This window comes from Lysinibacillus contaminans (genome assembly GCF_001278945.1).
GTDB lineage: Bacteria > Bacillota > Bacilli > Bacillales_A > Planococcaceae > Lysinibacillus > Lysinibacillus contaminans.
Genome location: NZ_LGRV01000003.1, coordinates 334,032 through 354,137, shown reverse-complemented (window position 1 = coordinate 354,137; position 20,106 = coordinate 334,032). Strand labels below are relative to the sequence as shown.

Sequence of the window (20,106 nt, the reverse complement as noted above, 5' to 3'; positions counted from 1 at the left end):
GAATACATTAATCGTGATCTACTTTGCTATTAAAATAGAGAGCATACAGAGTGCCCTATACTGAAATAAACAATTCTGAAACTTATTTCAATTCCGTTCGTATTGGTAATATAAAACTTTTTTTCGGAAGAATAGGAGATGTGAGAAATGAAGAAAATTTTCACTATACTGAGCGCAGGTGCCGTGGCACTTGTTTTAACAGCTTGTAACAATAGCGCAACGCCAACGAAAGAAACAACAGCGACAAGCTCATTAACATTAGAGCAAGTCTATGATAAGGCAATGGATCGTCAAGCTGATGTCAAGAGTATGAGTGCGAGTATGGACATGACGCAGGTAATGAAATTCGGCGCAGGCGAAGAATCTATGGATATGAACATCGGTTCTCAAATGGAAATTGATATGATTACAAAGCCACTTGCCATGCATTTATCTGGTTCCATGACAATGCCTGATGTTTTTAGCGGAGGCGCTGAAAATTCAAGCCTGCCAATCGAGATGTATATGAAGCAGGACCAAGGATTCTTCATGAAAGATCCAACAACAGAGGTCTGGATGAAATTACCGAGCGAAGAGTTCGATGCAATCCTAGACCAAACAGCCGCATCCGCTAATGCGAAAGAGCAACTTGAACAACTAAAACAATATATCGATGACTTCACATTCGAACAAACAGATGATTCGTATGTATTAACATTAAATGCGAAGGGCGACCAATTTAAAGAACTTATCCAATCAGAAGTGAACAAGTCATTGGGCACTGGAGAAAACCCTCTTGAAGGCTTAACTATCGATAAAGCGAACTATGTGATCCATATCGATAAAGAAACATTCGATACGAACAAAATAGACATGAATTTCGACTTAAAAATGAGCGTGGAAGGTCAAGAGTCCACTATTCAAACAAAGTCCGTTGTTACCTATACAGAAATCAACCATCTAGATACAATTGATATCCCTCAAAGCATTATCGATAGTGCAACAGTAGTTGAAAATTAAACCAATGAAAAAAGCCAGTTGTCGATTTCTCTTCGGCAATTGGCTTTACTTTTTGGCATACCCTCTATCACTGTTTCACATACTATTACCACGAAATGAATGGAACGCTAAAACTACTCGTTTTCAGTATACTTACCAATATTTAAACTATTGCTAACACTAATATTAATGCTCAAATATGTTGATATTACACACGCAAACATCAAAAGTAAAACACCCCAATTTTTCATAATTACCCTCCTCGTAAAATGCGGAATCTCATATGAAATATATTGATGTTCACTCCAATATATTACCTAAATTCAAAAATACTTCAATCTGTCGTTGCAATAAGTTTAACATGTGAGTAAAAAAAGAGAATTCTCTTCTTGTGATTCTTGCGTAACCAAAAACCATTATATTTTTCCTTCCTTAATCCAATTCCAAATACGATAACTTCCAATAATCGAGACTATAAAAATTGATCATCTTTTTATTTCCTGCAAACCTTGTGCATTTATGACTGTCCAAATCGTTGTATTTAACAGGATTATGTTTAGAAAAACAGTTGGAATCATCCAAGCTACTCTTAACTTCAAATTTTTCATAGCTATCACCTCATAAACTTCTTTTCCCTTCAAATAAAGTAATCGCAAAAAGGCGAGGGGAATTTCCCTTCACCTCACATTTAAATAAATTTCGTTCAATTATATTAAGTGCCACAAAAAGTTTGGTAAGGACAACTTGATTGCGGAGGCAGTTTGGCATACTCAGCCTGTTCAGGTGTGTGTGTATATGGGCTAGAAAGAACCTTTAGAAGCCGTTCCATCACACTATAGTCTTCATGTTCCACCGCGGCTTCGAGTGCCTCTTCTACACGGTGGTTACGAGGAATTACTGCTGGATTGTTGTCCCGCATTAACTGATGTGAAGAAGCCTTCGATTCTTGCTGTCTATTAAGTCTCGCCAGCCACTTCTCATACCATTGCTCAAATTCTTCACTGCCAAAAAGGGCCGTATCCTCCCGTTTATCAAACGTTAATGCGCGGAAGGTATTCGTATAGTCTGCATTATACTTCTGCATCAAACTGAGGAGCTCATCGATAAGTGTCTCATCCTGCTCCTCTTCATTAAAGAGACCTAATTTTGCGCTCATTCCAGCTAGCCAGTTAGAGTAATACAACTTAGTAAATTCATAAAGCTCACCCTGCGCCAGATTGATAGCTTCCTCTTGATTATCATGTAATAGTGGTAATAACGTTTCAGCAAATCGTGCGAGATTCCACCCGGCAATACGTGGCTGATTACCATAGGCATAGCGGCCCTGTGTATCAATAGAACTGAACACTGTAGCTGGATCGTAGGCATCCATGAAAGCACAAGGACCATAATCAATCGTTTCTCCACTAATTGTCATGTTATCGGTGTTCATTACCCCGTGGATAAAACCGACTAGTTGCCATTTGGCAATTAGCATGGCCTGTCGCTTAATTACTCCCCGTAGTAAGTTAAGATAGCGATCCTCATCGGTTTTTACGTCTGGATAATGTCTTTGTAGCGTATAATCGGCTAGAGTGCGGAGATCCTCTACTGTGCCCCAATTCGCAATGTATTCAAAAGTTCCGACGCGCAAATGACTGGCGGCTACTCGCGTCAGAACTGCTCCAGGCAATTCCGTTTCACGAATGATAGACTCACCTGTTGTCACCACCGCTAAGCTGCGGGTTGTGGGAATACCAAGTGCATGCATAGCCTCGCTAATAATGTATTCACGCAACATCGGTCCAAGTGCCGCTCGCCCATCTCCTCTGCGAGAGTATGGCGTTCTCCCTGAACCTTTGAGTTGAATATCAACCCGCTCGCCCAATGGAGTGATTTGCTCACCAAGCAAAATAGCTCTGCCATCCCCTAACATCGTAAAATGCCCAAACTGATGCCCCGCATAAGCCTGAGCAAGAGGATGAGCACCTTCGGGAATGCGATTTCCAGCAAAGACCGCTACGCCATCATCACTATTTAGAGCTTGAACATTCAACCCCAAGGAAGCTGCCAATGTACCATTGAGAATAATCAACTTTGGCGAACGTACAGGATTGAGGTCAAGACTAGTAAAAAGTGATTCGGGCAGTTGGGCGTAACTGTTATCTAAGTTCCAACCCGCTTCTATTAATTTTGTCATCGTATCCCCTTTTCTTTCCTCGTTTTTTATCATTTAGTATCTGCTACTAACAATTGATTATACACTTTCTATGCTTTTGAATCCTCAATTATCCAATCTACAGCACTTATTAAGTCCGGGAAAACAGCATCTGCAAGCGGATCACTTTTTCCTAAGAATACGCCTTTTGTTCCCGCCCTCTTTCCTGCAATAATGTCTGTATCCGTATCGCCAACCATGTACGACTGCGATAAATCAACATCAGATTTTTCACTTAGATCTACAATTAATTTACTTTTCGGCTTACGACATTCACACCCTGCTTTTGGCTTATGCGGACAATATGCCACATCATGAATTGTTGCACCTTGCTTCTTTAATTCAGCAATCATATAGTCATGGATTTTTTTGAGCTGTGATTCTTTCATAAAGCCCAAACCCACTCCTCCTTGATTCGTTACGACAAAAATAAATTCAAAGACAGCGTTCAATTTTTTAATAGCTTCTGGCACACCAGGTAGGAAATATAGATCCTGTGGTTTATTCACAAATTTCACTCGGTCCGTTAGCACTTCATTTATGACGCCGTCACGATCCAAAAATACAGCCTTTTTCATTACGCTCACACCTTTACTAATAATAGTTAAATAACACGCTTCATCTTAGACTTTCATTCAACAATTTTTTTTGCATATGATAAGTATAACCAACAAATACATCTATCAATGACGAATGAGGCTTGTTCATTTTTTCATTATTAGAAAGCAGGTGACATTGTAAATGATTGAAAAAATTGCATGGGTAACAGATACATCAGCATATTTAAATGACGGTTTTGTTGAGAAATTGAACATACATGTATTATCAATTAACGTTATATTTGAAGATGGTTCTTTTAGAGAAAAGGTAGAACTAACGCTTACAGAATTTTACGAAAAGATGCGAACTGCAAAAGCTCTTCCGACGACATCTCAGCCTCTCTTTGGGGATATGGTGAATCTTTACAAACAACTAAAAGCGAAAGGTTATTCTTGTGCCATTGCAGTTCATCCTACAAGTTTATTGTCAGGGACGTATGCAGGATCAATAGCGGCAGCAAAACAAGCAGACTTTCCTCTTTATGCGATTGATTCAAAAATCATCTCCTATCCGATGCGGAAAATGCTCGAAACAGGGCATGCTCTCGCAGCACAAGGAGTTAAGGCGAAAGACATTGCTCAAGTACTTGAAGAAATGGCCGATCGTGTAGAGCTATCCGGGATTCCAGCAAATTTAACACAACTCTATAAAAGCGGGCGAGTACCAGGAATCGTCGCTTTACTTGGCAATTTTCTAAAGTTAAAAGTAATTGTATCCTTTCAAAATGGTCGTGTTGTATTAAAAGATAAAGTACGCACCTATAAACGTGCAAAAGAATATGTAACCGAATTACTTCGTAAAGAATTAAACCACTCCACGCTTACAGAAGTAGCAATTGTCCATAGCCATAACGATCGTGACGCAGAGCATTGGAAAGCAGAACTTCAAGCCGAATTCCCTTTCATTCAATTTATAATACTTCCTTTGAGCGCTAGTATTAGTGTACATACAGGAGAAGGCACAACAGGTCTAAGCTGGGTACGGGGCGGTTAACATTATTAGTGGTTGTATATTTTGGTAGAGTCAAATATAGAAAAAACGCTGAAACCTTTATTTCCAAGGATTTCAGCGTTTCAAACTATTATCCCGACAAAACAAGACAAAAGAAAATAGGCTTCTTATATTTTATTATTATACTTTAACATTTTCATCAGCGTATACAGGAACCCAGCCCTCTGTTGTAATAAATAGGCGGATTGCGACTGTTTTGCGATCTTCATCAAGCGTGAAATAATGGGTTGTGTTTTCTGGTACTGAAATTAAATCACCCGCTTCTAAATGCACTTCAAAGAATTTCTCATCTTTGCTTTGGATAATGAAGACGGAATGACCACTGACAATAAAGCGTACTTCATCATCTGTGTGAATGTGCTTACGTTCGAAGTTTTTCAGCATTTCATCTAACTTTGGATTTGAATCAGACAAAGAAATAATATCTGCCGCTTTGTAGCCACGACGTTCTGAAATGTCTTTAATTTCTGCGCCGAATGCAGCAAGAATTGTTTCTTTTTCATCATCTGTTAAATCATATTTTTCTTGTAGTTCTTGTGGTAAATTTGTCATATCCCATTGCTCATAAATAACTTCTTGTGCAGTTAAAAACTGAGCCACTTCTTTTTGGTCTGTAATTTCGTTGTCTGTATCTTGAAATTTAATATATGCCATATCCAATCTTCCTCTCTATTTTGTTAATCGTAGTTTTTCTTCTATAATATTTTTCACATCTATAAATGTTTTAAACGGCTCATACGGAATCGCTAGTTCTTCACATTTTTCAATTAAGAAATCGCGAGCAATGACGAGATCTGCCACTTTTGCCGCCTGTAAGTCTGTAATGGAATCCCCGATAATGATCGTCATTTGATGATCCTGTGCGAGTGTGCGGATCACGGACGGTTTACAACACCCACATCCTTTTGATTGGCACTTTGCATCACACTTATGCGGGAATCCTAACTGAATCGTATTCACTGAAAAGTCTGCTGTATTGCAGTAAATACCATCATATGGTCCATATGGATCCACTAGTGGTTCCAGGAAGAAATCAATTCCTCCACTGACAATATAAAAAGGAATTTGTTCGTCTTTCACGAAGTTCATAAATTCCTTAAAACCCTCACGAATGACGGCATCTTCTAGAATAAATTCGATAATATCTGCCTTTTTTGATGATGGTATCATCGAAAAAATCTCCGTCACACCTTCGACAATCGAAATACGCTGCGCTAAAATATCATCCTTTACACGCTCTGCTTCAGGAGGGGCAAACTCATTCAAAATGCGCAAAATATTATCTGATTCGGTAATCGTTCCATCAAAGTCACAAAAAATAATAGGCTTTGTCATACGGCCATCCCCCTCTTAACGTTGTACCTCTAAAACACCCCATTGATTGATCGCAACCTTTAGTGGTTCAGAAGTTAGTGCAGCTTCTTGTAACGACACATTTGCCACCATAGCATCAATGGCTGCCCGGAATGCTTGAGCACCACGAATAGGGCCATCTGGATGACCAAAAATACCGCCACCTGCATTCACGACTAAGTTTGCACCGAAGTCTTCGTAAAGTTGTGGTACAAGCCCAGGGTGAATACCTGCTGAAGGAACAGAAAATGTTTGTGCGAAGCGATTAGTCTCGTTTAGTTTGTCGTGAATCGCTAGTGCTTCCTTCTTTGGAATCGCAACATTACCATATGGACTTGGATATAACGAGAAGTCGCCACCTGCCATACGCGTTAGCTTACCAACTAATAAGTCATATGAGTACCCAACATCCTGTTGCCCTGCTGAAACGCCAGATAGAGCAGAATGGGCCACAATAGGTAGCGCAATATTGTTATTTTCACGTAACGACTGCATTGCATCTAGGCCGTACGCATGGACATTAAATAATAACGCATTTGCCCCTAACTCTTGCGCACGTTCGGCCTTTTCATGCAATAAATGCGAACGACCAGAAAGGTTCACAGCATATAGCACCTTGTGACCTGTTTTTTCGTAATGCTCATCAATAATTGCTTTCGCTGTTGTTATACGTTTTTCAAATGGCGTTAAAGGATTATCAAATAAAATTTCATCATCTTTAATTAAATCTACGCCACCTGCTAATAAATCTCGGAGCTGATTTGAGAAGAAATCTATATCTCGTCCCATCACTCCCTTGAAGATGGCCATTAATAACGGTCGATTGTGAACACCTAAGAAATCACGTACACCTTGCACACCAAAGCGTGGCCCAGGGAATTGTGCTAGTAGTTCATCATCAAAAGCTAAATCGATTAATTCATAACCTTGGAAAAATGAAAATTTTCCATACACCGTTGTTAAGATTGCTGGTATATCCGGTGAAACATTCGCCGAGGGGTAGTGAATTTTCACAATATCCTTTACTGGACCTTTTTCAACAGAAAGTAGTTCTCCTTTATGATGTTTCAATTGCTCACGCTCTAAATGCGCAATATCTGTCCATGAACCAACCGTTAAACCTAGAGCAAATTGTTCTGCCTTTTGTTCTTGATTTATATCTGTTGGAAATAAGTAAGTAGCTGTTATACCCATGTTGTCCCCTCCATTATGCTTTAAACCAATCTGCTATTTGCTCGATTGATTGAATTGATTGACGATTAAAGATTAAATATTTACCAAGCTCTACGCATTCTCGACGATTTGCTGCACGTAGGCTTTCCTCTTCCTCATGATTAAGATCAGGAATTTGTGCAATACCGATTGCACGGCGGATTAATTCGCAGCCTGCAAAGCCAAACATATCTTCGCGAATTTCATCTAAAACAGCTGTTAAATACCCATCTACTTTCGTATAGCGTTCCTTTGCTTCTGTACGCCATAATGCTGTGAAGCGTTCAACAAATGCATACCACGTTTCAAGCGATTGACGGTAACGATTATATTTAGAAGATTGCTTGCCAATACCGTTAATCCAAAGATTTGCTACAAATTGACCAAGATCGAAGCCGAATGGACCGTAGCACGCAAACTCCGTATCAAAAACAACAGTACGCCCATTTCCGAGCATAATAGCCCCACTATGTAAATCTCCGTGAATTAATGCATCCTTCGTATTTTGGAAGCGACGTTTTAGCTTCGCCACTTCTAAATGCAGCTTTGAGTCCTGCGAAAGCCATACCACATCATCGTGCAAGCTATCTTCAAAGAAGTTACTGTCATCAACTTGATATGGACGATCAAATGTCAATTCTTCAGTTAAATCCGTCATACCTGCATTTATGAATTGTTGAATTTTTTGTTTTTTCGTAGAGGAATCTAAATAAAAGTCAGATGTATAAAACATCGTTGTAGCCATGAAAGCACCGATGTCTTTTGCGAAATGTGAGCTCTCTGTATCATTTATTAATGCTGTTCGCCCAACCTCTAATGGTGCCATATCCTCTGTAATTAAAATCGCTAAATCACTATCTAAATGAAGCACTTTTGGTACACTACCTACAATTATTTTTTCGTATTGTTGTAGGACCTCTGCCTCTACACGTACACGCTCAAGTGGTAATGGCATATCTTCGCCTACCGTTCTGGCATAAGGAACTGCTTGTTTATAAATAACCGAGTGCTCCTGACTGTAAATGCGGAAAACATGGTTGATTTTACCATCGCTAATTTCTACAACTTGTAGCTCAGCTGCTTGTGGAAAAAGTTCTAGTTTTTTTACATATTGTGCGATTTCCTGTTCATCTAAAAACGCATACGTCTGTTGCTGGTATGTTGTTGTCACGAAAGTATTCTCCTTTTACAATTGCTCTTTTTATGTGGAAGAAACTCAAAGCTTACTAACAAGCTAGGTTTTTTAAGGCTAATTATTCCACAAGGATTTTAAAAAGTCAAACTATTTTGGCATATCATTATTTTCTGTTTTATTATTGGCATTTTTATAATTCGTGGTATAAATTGTATGAATACATAAAATTCAAAAGGAGCTATCGATGAATAAATTAACATCTACTATTGAGCGATCTAACATCGTCCAACAACTAACAAATCAAACCTACGATATTCTTGTAATTGGCGGAGGTATTACTGGAGCTGGCATTGCGCTAGATGCAGCAAGCCGCGGCTATAAAACTGCGCTTGTTGAAATGCAAGATTTTGCTTCAGGTACCTCTAGCCGTTCTTCTAAAATGATTCATGGTGGACTCCGTTATCTAAAAAACTATGAAATAAAAATTGTTTCTGAAGTAGGACGAGAACGAGCAATTGTATACGAAAACGGTCCACATATTACCTCTCCGGAAAAAATGATTCTTCCCATTTACAAAAATGCAGACTATGGCGTGTTTATGACGTCAATTGGATTATCGGCCTATGATTTGCTTGCCGGAGTAAAAAAAGAAGAACGTAAAAATATGCTAAAGATTCCACAACTTCTTGCGATGGAACCAAAAATAAAACAACAGGATTTGCTTGGTGGAGGTTATTTCATTGAATATCGTTCTGATGACGCACGTTTAACAATTGAGGTCATGAAAGAAGCGATTGAAAAAGGGGCTACTACTCTTAACTATGCAAAAGTAAGTGATCTACTTTACACGAATAATAAAATTTCTGGGGCAAACATATTCGATGAAATTTCAGGAGAATCGTTCCAAATTCACGCTAAAAAAGTGATTAATGCCTGTGGTCCGTGGATTGATCAAGTACAGGATAAATACGAAGACAACACTATTACAAAACTCCATCTTTCAAAAGGCGTACATCTTGTATTTTCACAGGAAGATTTGCCTCTTAACAATTCCCTATACTTTGATACTCCAGATGGACGCATGGTGCTCATCATTCCACGTGATGGTAAAACCTATGTCGGTACAACTGATACTAATTACCAAGGTGATATACATAATCCATCCATTACTCATGAAGACGTTGATTATTTATTACGCATGATGGAATATATTTTTCCACATCACCCGCTATCAAAAGAACAAATTGAAACAGCTTGGGCTGGCATCCGTCCACTTATTGAGCAGAAGGGAAAAAGCGAATCCTCCATCTCTCGTAAAAATGAAATTTGGACTTCTCCTGCGGGTCTCATCACAATTGCTGGTGGTAAGCTAACAGGCTATCGAAAAATGGCAGAATCCATTGTTAACCTCGTTTCGAAACAGCTTCACAATGAATTTGATTATCCATTGAAGCCATGCTTAACACGTAAACTACCTGTTTCTGGTGGACATGTCGGCGGCTCAAAACATTGGGGCGTTTATTCAGCAAGAAAACAGCAATCACTCGTGGACCTAAACATTCCGACAAATCGTGCACAGCAGCTTGTAAAACGTTACGGTTCAAATATTGATATCCTGATTGATTTCATCAAATCAGCTGAAACCGATGCCCAAAAATATAATGTTCCCGTTGACTTATATGCAGAAGTTCTCTATTCAATCCAATATGAGCTAACGGCAAAACCTGTCGACTTCTTCGTTCGTCGCACAAGCGCGATGCTATTCCAACATGAATGGCTACAGCAGTGGAAGGCACCTGTCATTACCATTATGAAAGACCTTTTACTGTGGGATGAAGCAACATGTGAAAACTACACAGCAGAACTTGAACAATATATTCGCATTGCGACTACCATCGAATAACGAAAAAAATTGCTAGGGACAATAATATCCCTAGCGATTTTTTAGATTTAATTAATTTAGATGCTCTAGCCTGATGACAAAATCTTGTTTGGACGAAAACCGATTTCGACCGCCCTATTATCTTTGAAAACCAAACATACCAAGCTTAATAGCATATTGCTCTCCAGCATTAATGTCATATAGAATCATTCGATAGTCCTCTACCAATTCCAGAGCGCTTTTCGGTAACTCATCTTCCAATACAAATGCTTCATTTGACTGTAACAAGTACTCTCCCCACCTGATAACCGGCAGTGTTTTTTTCAGTTCATCCATGAGAACATAATAAGGTGTTGATTGTAAATTCAATTGTTCATGTACAATTGAACCCATGACATTTGGGCTTACAATTGGATAATCTAATGTTTTCGTTTCGAAGTTGTTATAAATAAAATAATCTGTTTCATAAAATGGTAAGTCTTCTTCCCTTTCCCCATCGAAGCGCTCAAAGACCCCTGAAGGCAAATGATCTCCAAAAAATAACACAGTAATGGGTTTATCGATTGTTGCAATGTTTTTAATGAAATTTTCCGTTGCCAAATCTGTATAATATAAGCCCTGAACATAGGTTTCAATTTGTGATTTTTCACGTTCATCCAGCTCATTTAATACTTGAAATTGATTGTCATATTGATTCTTTTCATAAGGGCCATGATTTTGCATCGTCGTTAATAAAATAAATAAACTACCTTCATTTTTATCATTTACAATATCTAAAACTTCTTGATATCCCGATTCATCACTAATATAATGACTGTTATCTACTGTTTCTTTATAAGAAAGATCCGGATTTCCGTCTTCATATACAAATGATTCAAACCCAAATTTTTCAAACACTTCTTTCCTTCTATAAAGATTTGCATTATAGGTGTGGACTGCAATTTTATGTTTAAATAGTTTTGTAAAGTTTGGTACTTCGTTCAAATTTGGCACTAATAATGTGTACGGAATAAGTAAAGAACGATGAAAATAATTCGTGCTAAATCCTGTTAATACTTCGTACTCCACATTTGCTGTACCCCCACCGTAGTTGGAACCCAACATTAAACCAGAAGTTGTTTCATTTTTTAGAGACCTAATAAATGGAATAGGGTCATTCGATAATTCTAGTGAAGGGATTCTCAAAGGATCCATAAAACTCTCACTCAAAATAAAGATGACAGTATGATCTTCTAACGTGTTAGTTGGCACATTCGCTTCTGTTAATTTCCCTTTATATTTTGTGACAATTTCCCTTACCGCTTCAAAGGAATAGTTTGCAGGCTCTTCTTCCATCACCTGGATATCTAAATTTTTTATAAACCCAGCTAAAGGACCGTTTGAACTATAATCTTCTGATAAATCCCAATAATTATCTGCAATCCCGAATGATGTCGCAATCACTTTATACGGATTATTGGCGTGATTACTGTTGAAAACACTAAAGAATATTAAGAGCAAAACAAATGATGCTAGAATTCGCTGAATAGGTGTGAGGATTGGCTTTGATTTGATTTTTGTGAGGAATAAAAAAGCTGTGGTTAGCAATGCTAGTACAACTATACTTGTAATCATATGGACTTCATTTATCATGTGGATAATTTGGTTTATTTCAAAAACCATCGAGAAGTCACTTGGTAAAAGCGGCTCACTTCTATAACTCAACTTTAAATAATTTGCGATTGAGAAAAGGAGAATCGTACTGAAAAATAAGAACCAAGCATATGTTTTTCGATTAAACAGAACAAGGAAAGCAAAATAAAAGATGTACAATAAAATTATATCAAAAATGTAATTATGCCAATAATTAAACGTATAGTACCATACATCTTGAAGATTAAATTGACATTGAAAAGTAACTAAAATGAATTGAGCAATTAGCAATAATAATATAGTTAAACAACTATTTTTTACTCTATGCATAATAACCTTCTTTTCCTATGATTTTCCCCTTTGTAAATCACACTAAAAATCCCATTACATTCTTTAATTTGGCTCTACACCAAAATCTGTACTTGATAGCACATTCCACTATTAGCGGACGCTTTCATTTAGTGGGGATTATTACAAGTCAAGTACATGTTTTGGCAATGACCCTTTAATTTATTTTATTTAAACTCCAAATGAACAGTTAGACTAAAGTGGAAAATGTGAACTTTTATTAAATTTATTACGATATTTACAATAGTCATACTAGCTAGTATGACTATTCTATAAGATGAATTGTAATATTAAGCGCAACACCTTTAAGACAAAATAAAAGAAGCCCATAACGACCTCGTATAAAATGTAGTTACCACACCAACATTTAGAGGAGGAATCGTTATGAGCTATACTCATCTTACCATATCTGAACGCGCTAAAATAGAAGTCTATCTTGAATTAGGTTATTCCAAACGAGAAATTGCGAAGCAGCTAAAACGCAGCCCCTCGACCATTTCAAGAGAGCTGAATCGCCATACAAATTGGTCAGCCGAAGTAGCACACAATCACTATCAAACGAATAAATCGAACTGTGGTGCGAAGCTAAAACTAACATCAGATTTAAAAGAAGCTGTTCAAGAAAAGTTGGGCGAAACGTGGTCACCTGAACAGATTGTCGGCCGCTTGTATCAGGGAAAGCTGAGCTTTAAAAGCATTTACCGCTGGATTTATAATGGCTTATTAGAAATGCCTTTAACGGTTCTTCGTCAAAAAGGAAAACGCCAGAAACCTCGTGAAACAAGAGGGCGTTTCAACATTGGCACGCCCATTTCAAAACGTCCAAAAGAAGTCCGTAAACGGGAATCATTTGGACATTGGGAGTTAGATACAGTCGTTTCTGGACGTGGACAAGCTAAGGGCTGCGTCGCTACATTTATTGAGCGTAAAACCCGCTGGTATACAGGCATTTTGATCCCAGACCGTTCCGCAAACTCAATGGAAACAGCCGTCAAACAGTTACACCAACAATTGCCCAAAGGTGCAATCCAAACGGCGACAACCGATCGTGGAAAAGAATTTAGCTGTTACAACGTGCTTGAGAAAGAACTAAACATCCAAGTCTATTTTGCGGATGCTTATTCTTCCTGGCAACGTGGCAGTAATGAAAACGGAAACGGCTTACTGCGCGAGTTCTTCCCTAAGAAAACGAATTTCGATCACGTAACACTAGATGATATGAATCAAGCACTCCATCTCATTAACAATCGGCCAAGGAAATGCCTTGGTTGGAAAACTGCATACGAAACGTTTCGGGAAGAACTGTTGCACTTAATTTGACAAACCGTCATAAAGTAAAAAATGCGAATGTCAAAATTTCTTAATAAAAAAATGCCTTAAACCCCTGATAACAAAGGATTTAAGGCGTTCAAACTCCTAATTCGTCATAGATTAAAAACTCATGGACCAATAAGGCTGTCAAAATATTAAATTAGCGAACGATTAGCACATCACATTTTGCTAGACGAACGATGCGCTCTGCTACTGAACCAATTACCATTTTTTCTAATTGATTTAGTCCTGTTGCACCGCAAACTATTAATCCAACATCAGGAAGTTGTGTTAGTACTACTTTAGGAGAACCCGTTTCTACAACAGCTTCTACATTCGTAACACCCGCAGCTTCCGCATCATTTTTCAACTTCTCTATTTTGATAAGGTTTTCCTCTTTAAGCTTCTCCGCATATTTCAAGTCATAAGCAGAAACAGATCCAAATGATCTTGTGTCAACAACATTGACTAATTGTAAAGTAGCCCCACGCTCGATTGCTACATTAACTGCGCGTTTGTATGCTTTTAACGACTGTTCTGAAAAATCAATTGCTACTGCAATTTTTTTAGTATTAGTTGGCATGATAATCCTCCTTTAAGTTAATCCAATTATAACAAATTTTATGCTATTACTAAACAAGGTAAATTACTCAGTCATTCAATTGTAAAAGTGAAATTCTATACAACTTGTCGTCATTCTCCTGTGGATTACCGCGGCCGTCTGTATTATTACTAATAAAATACAGAAAGTCATCTTCAATTAAAATATCTCGAATTCTGCCAAGACCAGTAATGATTTCTCTTTGTTCACCTTTAACAAGGTCAAATTCTAAAATTGCAGTTCCTCTTAATGATGCAACGTACAATTTGCCGCCATACGTATCCATTCCTGAAGGCGCCCAAGTTGCATTATCCCCTGATGTAAACAGTGGTGTAACCATGCCAACTTGTTCTTCAAGACCCTCGATTAGCGGCCATCCATAATTTTGACCCGCTTCTATTTTGTTAATCTCATCATGAGCTGAATTGCCGTGATCACTAGCATAAAGCATCCCGTCAGACACCCAGGTAATTCCTTGAGGATTACGATGGCCGTAGCTATACACATAGGAATCCGGAAATGGATTATCACTTGGTACAGATCCATCTAAATTTATTCTGAAAATTTTCCCTCCTAATGATTTTGGGTCCTGTGCAATCGATGGTTGACTCGCATCTCCTGCTGTTGCATAAAGTTTCACATCAGGGCCGATTTCTAGCCTTCCGCCATGATGGTAAGTACCACTTGGAATCTTATCGAGGAGCAAACTTTTTTCCTCCCAAACATTATCTTTCAAACGAATTGTTACAATGCGGTTAAATTGTCCGGAACTATCCTCGTACGTGTAATAAGCGTACGCGAGATTCGATTCCGCAAAATCTGGAGCAAGTACAAACCCCAATAACCCTGCCTCTGAGACGAGCGCAAGTTCTTTTTCGAGTTTTACACGTTGCCGCTCTACTACTCCATTTTCTATCTTCACAATGTTACCTGGTCTTTCTGATAGATAGAATGTATTGTCCATTTTCCCTATCGACCATGGTGTTTCTAGATTATTCGCTATGACTAAGAGTTCTTCATTGGCTATATTTTTGTCTTCAAGAACCACATCTTGTTGTTTATTTGTAGAGCACCCAATTATCAGGGGGATTGTCAACAAAGTTAAAAATAAGACCTTCTTCAATTGCAATCACTTCTTCCTTTTAAGTTTCATTATTACATTAATATCGGACATATGCCAAAATATGTCTTTACGAAAGATTAGCTTGGATTCTGAGTAAATCAAAATAGCGAGGTCGCATTCGTTTTTCACAAGCGAATAGTGAACAGCAAATTTTCTTAGAATATTTTTCAATCGTAAAAAAGCTTATTTGCCAAAATTGATATACGACTTAAATATAAATATGTGACAAACTAGTCTAAAGACCTAAAATAGCACTTATTTAAAAATATGTCGTATATAATAAACCCAAGATTATTTAAGTTACTATTAATATTTCCAATGTTAAAACAAGGCTCTTTTCTCAAAGATTGTTGCTGTTTACGGTTTCAAATAAAACAGAGTTACTTACATATCAAAGGATTATTGCAGGTTGTGAATATTTATTTATAATTAATTATGTTCAAATTTTGCATTAGAAAGGTTTTGAATATATGGATTGCAATCTACACCCCGCTACTTTTCCTTTCCCAGGAAAATGGATTGGTGGAGTATCAATAATACTTGGACCTATTTTCTTATTCGTAGGAGTGATTTTAAGGTTCAAGTTTAATTTCTTTTTCCCCGATCAACTTGAAGCTTTTGAGAGTTCCTCTATTTTAATGACTATTTCGTACAGCCTTTTTTTAGCCGGAAATATACTATTGAGTTTAGGAATCATAACTTTAACAAATCTCATTTATAAGCACAGTCCAACTATAGCAATATGGGGCGGGATTTTTACGGTTTTTGGTTTATTTGCAAGAACGTTTCACGCTGGAATTGATCATCTAGCGTTTCAAATTGTAAATATTAAAAACGTTGCAGTAGCAACAAATATCGTAGCCGAATCGTATGGAGCATTTCATATTGTTAGTACTTTAAACGGGGCTATTATGTTAGGGTGGATCATTTTGGCCACTGGAGCATATCGAGCTAATGTGTTAAATATTTTTCAAGTTACCTGTTTAGCATTGATGTCATCTCTTCCACTCGGTGTGTTAAAAGGAACTACCGTTTTTTCAATTATTGCGACATTAGGATTATGTATAGCTGTCATACCACTAGGCATTAAGATTTTGAAGAGCGGACCCCAACCCAGTGTTCGAAAAATTATTGCTTGGGTGGTGTTTGTGCCTATTTTAGTAGTGGTTTTCTTTGTTTTCGGAAGGTTGGGTTGATAAATTATAGCTTCATCTACAATATTTAGTTGAACAAGACAAAGTGAAATACAATTTGCCTTGTTAAGGCTGTTTTCGTATAGATTGACAGCCACTATCTTTGAGAAAACAGCCTTCAATAAACAAGGATGTAATTTTAATAAATGGAGGTGAGGGCTGTTATGGAATTATTTTTTGAATCATTAGACCCTATCCTGGTGCAGTTGTTTGCTCCTATTATGGCAGTTGTATTAGGGATTTTAGTATCTATTCTTGCTAGAAAGGCATTTGTTGCACCTTTGATAACATTGTCATTGACTCTTTTATATGAAAGTTCGTATACGACTTGGTATATGAAAAACTATTATCCCGAACACGATTTTAGTTACACATCTCTTAATATTGTTTGTCCTATAATCTCACTAATGATTTCTTTTGCAGTAGTATCATATCTGAAACCAAAAAGCAAAAAAATAGACTACCTAATGCGTTCAATGATTTTCGGCAAAGTATAACCATTGAAAATCATAAATAAGAAAGCAACAATCTTCGAGAAAACAGCCTAAAACAAAAATGACCTCGATACATGTTGATGAAAAAAAGTAGCTTGAGGAAAGATCAACAAAGAACGTTTGCTGATTTACATTCGTCTTTACAATTTTTTAGCTGCTCTAATTTTTCAAAAGAAGCTGAGTGGACTCCATGTATAGAATCCTTTTTATATAGCCGTTTTAAAGTGCATTCAAACAATCTCCACTCTTTTTCTAAAGCATCTTTTTCATTTATATACAGATTGATGTTCCCTCAAAATATAAGTAATACACCTTTTGGTAATTAACCATAATATTTATCCTCTATTTTATTATTAACACTTAAAAATAATCATTACTATATGTAAAACACATGAAAATATTGTGCCGAGTATGTTATGTTAAACTATCTACAACTAATGATTAGAAGGTGAAGACCATGTTAGAAGTAAGTGATAGTAAATTAGCACAGTATGTCGTACATTATGTAAGCGATACGCTTGTTTTGGGAGAAGAGGCATTCACGCGTCCAGAGATCATGCTAGAAGCAGCCTTTACACAATTAGCATTTAACAAACTCGACTTTGAGCAACAATACGAATTTTTTCATGAAACCGATATTGGATTAAATGAAATGTATACGTATGTGAAGTCTATTTTTGATAACGAGAATAGTTTCCTTGAACAATCAAAGCATATCGCCACACACTTACATAGTGCATCTGGGCACCCTAATATTAAAAGCGGTGAATTGTTCATTGGCTTATTCGAAAATTGTTTAATGTCTACAGAGATGAAAAAGGTAATTGCCATTGTCAAAATTGATGAAAAAGAAATGTTTTTAGATGTGAAAAACGAGCAGAACAAAGTGATTGTGAATGGCATCGACGGTATTAATGTGAAGAAAATCAACAATATGGCTGTCATCGTGGATATGGGAGCAGACGAAGCACCTGCTGTCTTTATGAAAACGAAAAGAAAAGAAGATGTTGTCTACTGGCAAGAACGCTTTTTAAAGGTTAAGGTTGCGGATGAACATTATCATAAAACGAATTTAGCGTTAACAGAATGTAAAAAATATATATTAAAAGAAGAGAGTTTTACAAATACTGAGAAATTAGGTTTGTTAAACAAAACGCTCGATTATTTTAGAAATGAAGAAGAATTCCAAGTGAATGATTATATTGAAACAGTATTTGAAAAGACAGAGCCAGCGCAAAAAGATATTATCGTAAATAAAGTAAAACCCTACGAAACCGTTATTTCCGATAGCGCGATTGCAAAGGTAGAAAAAAGTTATAAGCGGAAAATCAAACTTGATTCCAATATTGAAATTCAGGTTAACGTACGTGACATCGAACAAGTGGATGAATTGATTGAAGTCGGCTATGATGAAGCAACAAATCGAAAGTTTTATAAAATTTATTTCCAAGAAGAAGCATAATTAAAAAATGACCGAATCCCACACTTCATATAAGATGTGGGATTTTTAGTATAACTGTAACTTTCACTGTTATTTTCTATAAGTTGAATAGTAATCCTGATGCACAACCCAGCGGCTCAATCAAAATATTTACGAAAGGATCTGTTACATTTATAAGCGGACAATAGCATTTTAATAGAAAAACGGTGATCTCCCGTTGGTCGTACGCTAACAAATTGTATACAGTTTCAGGTATTTTATAACCCTTAATTTACCTAATGTGACAAAAAATGATGAAAAATGACTATGGATTAATAACCATAATTTGCTAAAATTGTAATCGGAGTGTATGGGATTTTTTGTACTATATTTTTTTGCTACATTAATAAACGTACATTTTAAATAATTTTCATTTGGAGGGAAAAAGTAATGCGGAAAGTTTTATTATTAATTCTAGCTATAATGCTAATTGGGTGTTCTGAGAAGGAAACTGAGAAGAATATAGAGAAAGATGTGGAAAAGGAAGTTGTTGTAAAAGAAGAAGAGAAAATCGTTCCAGTAAAGTATGAAGAGGTTGCTCCTGAATCAAAAGAGATGGTAGATAAATTTGTTAAAAAATATAATGTCAGAGTTGATTTTTATAAAGAGGATTTAGAAGATCCAACTATAATAGCGAAAATTGCAGAACCAATAACTAGTGAACTAAATAAAGAGGATAATATTTTTAAACAAATTCTCTTGGATACTGATTTTAAAGAATATGAAGGCCATTATAAAATAGTAGCTAAATATAATGAGGATAAAAAAATTACTGGCTATACTCTTTCTGTAGAAGGACTTCCAATAAATGAGATAAGCGAAGAGGCAGATGAGTGGGAAGAAGGGATGTTGTCAGCTATGTCCATTGTTGATTCACTAGGATTGAATTTAGATAAATTTGATGAAGAATTCGATAAAGTTTTAGATGAGGAAAAGGACACTCATACATATACTGACTCTAACTATAAGATTACTTTCCTTCTCCCTGATATCGATTTAGGATTATATGAAATTGATTATGATTTAACGAACTAGAACAAAAAAGCATCTCTAAGGATGCTTTTTCAACAAAGTGAACCCACTTTTCTACCTAAAGAAAAGTGGGTTTTAAATTGTAAATGTAAGCATAAATTTTAATGCTACAGATTAAGTGCTCTGTATAAGAAAGCAGAGAATTGAGCGCGCGTTGTTGTTCTTCAGGCTTTTCTGGTACTTCAGTTGTATTCGTTTCAGGAACTGGTGAAGGGTTTAGACTGGACTAGGGTACGAAAATCTTACTGTCACTGCAGCTACATTACCAGCAGTTGTTGCTGTTTGATTACCAGTTGCACTGGTTGCTCCTACAATCTGGTTTCTAGCATAATTAACAAACACTCAACAAATCAATAGTTTTCTACCGTATCCTCAATAATCTGATTCCAGTTATTAAGCTGTCAGTTATCCTTTAACTCCTGTACAACTTCTCTCATTTGTTTTTTAATTGCACTAATAATCCTTTTTCCGAATGTAAAAAATCGGCTAATGTATGTGGTCTAGTACATGAAGATACGCTTGTA

General features: G+C 36.8%; 17 protein-coding genes. 8 read left to right on the top strand and 9 right to left on the bottom strand.

The window, feature by feature from the left end; all coding sequences use genetic code 11:
- Positions 1–147 precede the first annotated feature (147 nt).
- Complete coding sequence (locus AEA09_RS04105; RefSeq protein ID WP_053582631.1) at positions 148–999, top strand: DUF6612 family protein; 852 nt, start codon at positions 148–150, stop codon at positions 997–999.
- Positions 1,000–1,690: 691 nt separating this feature from the next.
- Here the strand turns inward: AEA09_RS04105 and AEA09_RS04100 are convergent.
- Together AEA09_RS04100 and AEA09_RS04095 are read right to left on the bottom strand one after the other, a co-directional pair.
- The gene (locus tag AEA09_RS04100; RefSeq protein WP_053584596.1) at positions 1,691–3,157 is read right to left on the bottom strand and encodes a protein adenylyltransferase SelO; all 1,467 of its coding nucleotides are present in this window, start codon (positions 3,155–3,157) and stop codon (positions 1,691–1,693) included.
- 68 nt (positions 3,158–3,225) lie between these two features.
- Complete coding sequence (locus tag AEA09_RS04095; RefSeq protein WP_053582630.1) at positions 3,226–3,753, bottom strand: D-glycero-alpha-D-manno-heptose-1,7-bisphosphate 7-phosphatase; 528 nt, start codon at positions 3,751–3,753, stop codon at positions 3,226–3,228.
- A gap of 163 nt (positions 3,754–3,916) precedes the next feature.
- Here AEA09_RS04095 and AEA09_RS04090 point away from each other — a divergent pair, with 163 nt between their 5' ends.
- On the top strand, positions 3,917–4,768 hold the full coding sequence (locus AEA09_RS04090) for a DegV family protein (RefSeq protein ID WP_053582629.1): 852 nt from the start codon (positions 3,917–3,919) through the stop codon (positions 4,766–4,768).
- A gap of 138 nt (positions 4,769–4,906) precedes the next feature.
- On the opposite strand, the gene AEA09_RS04085 is transcribed toward AEA09_RS04090, so the two are convergent.
- From AEA09_RS04085 to mtnK, 4 genes are read right to left on the bottom strand one after another with little or no spacing between them, the layout of a single operon-like run.
- Positions 4,907–5,440 (bottom strand): 1,2-dihydroxy-3-keto-5-methylthiopentene dioxygenase, encoded by a 534-nt coding sequence (locus AEA09_RS04085; RefSeq protein ID WP_053582628.1) that lies wholly within the window; start codon positions 5,438–5,440, stop codon positions 4,907–4,909.
- Positions 5,441–5,455: 15 nt separating this feature from the next.
- On the bottom strand, positions 5,456–6,121 hold the full coding sequence (locus AEA09_RS04080) for a 2-hydroxy-3-keto-5-methylthiopentenyl-1-phosphate phosphatase (RefSeq protein ID WP_053582627.1): 666 nt from the start codon (positions 6,119–6,121) through the stop codon (positions 5,456–5,458).
- 15 nt (positions 6,122–6,136) lie between these two features.
- The gene (locus AEA09_RS04075; RefSeq protein WP_053582626.1) at positions 6,137–7,333 is read right to left on the bottom strand and encodes a 2,3-diketo-5-methylthiopentyl-1-phosphate enolase; all 1,197 of its coding nucleotides are present in this window, start codon (positions 7,331–7,333) and stop codon (positions 6,137–6,139) included.
- A 13-nt stretch (positions 7,334–7,346) separates the two neighbouring features.
- Positions 7,347–8,522 carry an S-methyl-5-thioribose kinase gene (gene mtnK / locus AEA09_RS04070; protein ID WP_053582625.1) on the bottom strand — a complete coding sequence of 392 codons (1,176 nt, stop codon included), beginning with the start codon at positions 8,520–8,522 and terminating at the stop codon, positions 7,347–7,349.
- A gap of 208 nt (positions 8,523–8,730) precedes the next feature.
- Here mtnK and AEA09_RS04065 point away from each other — a divergent pair, with 208 nt between their 5' ends.
- Positions 8,731–10,389: a glycerol-3-phosphate dehydrogenase/oxidase gene (locus AEA09_RS04065; protein ID WP_053582624.1), complete on the top strand. Its 1,659-nt coding sequence runs from the start codon at positions 8,731–8,733 to the stop codon at positions 10,387–10,389.
- A gap of 117 nt (positions 10,390–10,506) precedes the next feature.
- Here the strand turns inward: AEA09_RS04065 and AEA09_RS04060 are convergent, their stop codons facing one another.
- Positions 10,507–12,030 carry an LTA synthase family protein gene (locus AEA09_RS04060; RefSeq protein WP_053582623.1) on the bottom strand — a complete coding sequence of 508 codons (1,524 nt, stop codon included), beginning with the start codon at positions 12,028–12,030 and terminating at the stop codon, positions 10,507–10,509.
- A 702-nt stretch (positions 12,031–12,732) separates the two neighbouring features.
- Between AEA09_RS04060 and AEA09_RS04055 the strand changes: the two genes are divergently transcribed.
- On the top strand, positions 12,733–13,668 hold the full coding sequence (locus AEA09_RS04055; RefSeq protein ID WP_053582622.1) for an IS30 family transposase: 936 nt from the start codon (positions 12,733–12,735) through the stop codon (positions 13,666–13,668).
- Between the two features lie 151 nt (positions 13,669–13,819).
- On the opposite strand, the gene AEA09_RS04050 is transcribed toward AEA09_RS04055, so the two are convergent.
- Complete coding sequence (locus AEA09_RS04050; protein ID WP_053582621.1) at positions 13,820–14,242, bottom strand: universal stress protein; 423 nt, start codon at positions 14,240–14,242, stop codon at positions 13,820–13,822.
- 67 nt (positions 14,243–14,309) lie between these two features.
- Positions 14,310–15,383 (bottom strand): PQQ-dependent sugar dehydrogenase, encoded by a 1,074-nt coding sequence (locus AEA09_RS04045; protein WP_053584595.1) that lies wholly within the window; start codon positions 15,381–15,383, stop codon positions 14,310–14,312.
- A gap of 470 nt (positions 15,384–15,853) precedes the next feature.
- On the opposite strand from AEA09_RS04045, the gene AEA09_RS04040 reads away from it, so the two are divergent.
- The 4 genes from AEA09_RS04040 to AEA09_RS04025 all read left to right on the top strand — a co-directional run bounded on the left by AEA09_RS04040 (position 15,854) and on the right by AEA09_RS04025 (position 19,585).
- Complete coding sequence (locus AEA09_RS04040; protein WP_156312037.1) at positions 15,854–16,579, top strand: hypothetical protein; 726 nt, start codon at positions 15,854–15,856, stop codon at positions 16,577–16,579.
- A gap of 161 nt (positions 16,580–16,740) precedes the next feature.
- Positions 16,741–17,073, top strand: a complete 333-nt coding sequence (locus AEA09_RS04035) for a hypothetical protein (RefSeq protein WP_053582620.1) — start codon at positions 16,741–16,743, stop codon at positions 17,071–17,073.
- Positions 17,074–17,527: 454 nt separating this feature from the next.
- The gene (locus tag AEA09_RS04030; RefSeq protein WP_053582619.1) at positions 17,528–18,532 is read left to right on the top strand and encodes a nucleoid-associated protein; all 1,005 of its coding nucleotides are present in this window, start codon (positions 17,528–17,530) and stop codon (positions 18,530–18,532) included.
- 408 nt (positions 18,533–18,940) lie between these two features.
- The gene (locus tag AEA09_RS04025) at positions 18,941–19,585 is read left to right on the top strand and encodes a hypothetical protein (protein WP_053582618.1); all 645 of its coding nucleotides are present in this window, start codon (positions 18,941–18,943) and stop codon (positions 19,583–19,585) included.
- Positions 19,586–20,106 lie beyond the last annotated feature (521 nt).

Coding starts and splice junctions, on each gene's coding strand:
- AEA09_RS04060 (WP_053582623.1), bottom strand. CDS start 12,030: ATGGTTTTTGAAATAAACCAAATTATCCACATGATAAATGAAGTCCAT.
- AEA09_RS04100 (WP_053584596.1), bottom strand. CDS start 3,157: ATGACAAAATTAATAGAAGCGGGTTGGAACTTAGATAACAGTTACGCC.
- AEA09_RS04025 (WP_053582618.1), top strand. CDS start 18,941: ATGCGGAAAGTTTTATTATTAATTCTAGCTATAATGCTAATTGGGTGT.
- AEA09_RS04065 (WP_053582624.1), top strand. CDS start 8,731: ATGAATAAATTAACATCTACTATTGAGCGATCTAACATCGTCCAACAA.
- AEA09_RS04050 (WP_053582621.1), bottom strand. CDS start 14,242: ATGCCAACTAATACTAAAAAAATTGCAGTAGCAATTGATTTTTCAGAA.
- AEA09_RS04030 (WP_053582619.1), top strand. CDS start 17,528: ATGTTAGAAGTAAGTGATAGTAAATTAGCACAGTATGTCGTACATTAT.
- AEA09_RS04105 (WP_053582631.1), top strand. CDS start 148: ATGAAGAAAATTTTCACTATACTGAGCGCAGGTGCCGTGGCACTTGTT.
- AEA09_RS04080 (WP_053582627.1), bottom strand. CDS start 6,121: ATGACAAAGCCTATTATTTTTTGTGACTTTGATGGAACGATTACCGAA.
- AEA09_RS04040 (WP_156312037.1), top strand. CDS start 15,854: ATGGATTGCAATCTACACCCCGCTACTTTTCCTTTCCCAGGAAAATGG.
- AEA09_RS04035 (WP_053582620.1), top strand. CDS start 16,741: ATGGAATTATTTTTTGAATCATTAGACCCTATCCTGGTGCAGTTGTTT.
- AEA09_RS04085 (WP_053582628.1), bottom strand. CDS start 5,440: ATGGCATATATTAAATTTCAAGATACAGACAACGAAATTACAGACCAA.
- AEA09_RS04075 (WP_053582626.1), bottom strand. CDS start 7,333: ATGGGTATAACAGCTACTTACTTATTTCCAACAGATATAAATCAAGAA.
- AEA09_RS04055 (WP_053582622.1), top strand. CDS start 12,733: ATGAGCTATACTCATCTTACCATATCTGAACGCGCTAAAATAGAAGTC.
- AEA09_RS04095 (WP_053582630.1), bottom strand. CDS start 3,753: ATGAAAAAGGCTGTATTTTTGGATCGTGACGGCGTCATAAATGAAGTG.
- AEA09_RS04090 (WP_053582629.1), top strand. CDS start 3,917: ATGATTGAAAAAATTGCATGGGTAACAGATACATCAGCATATTTAAAT.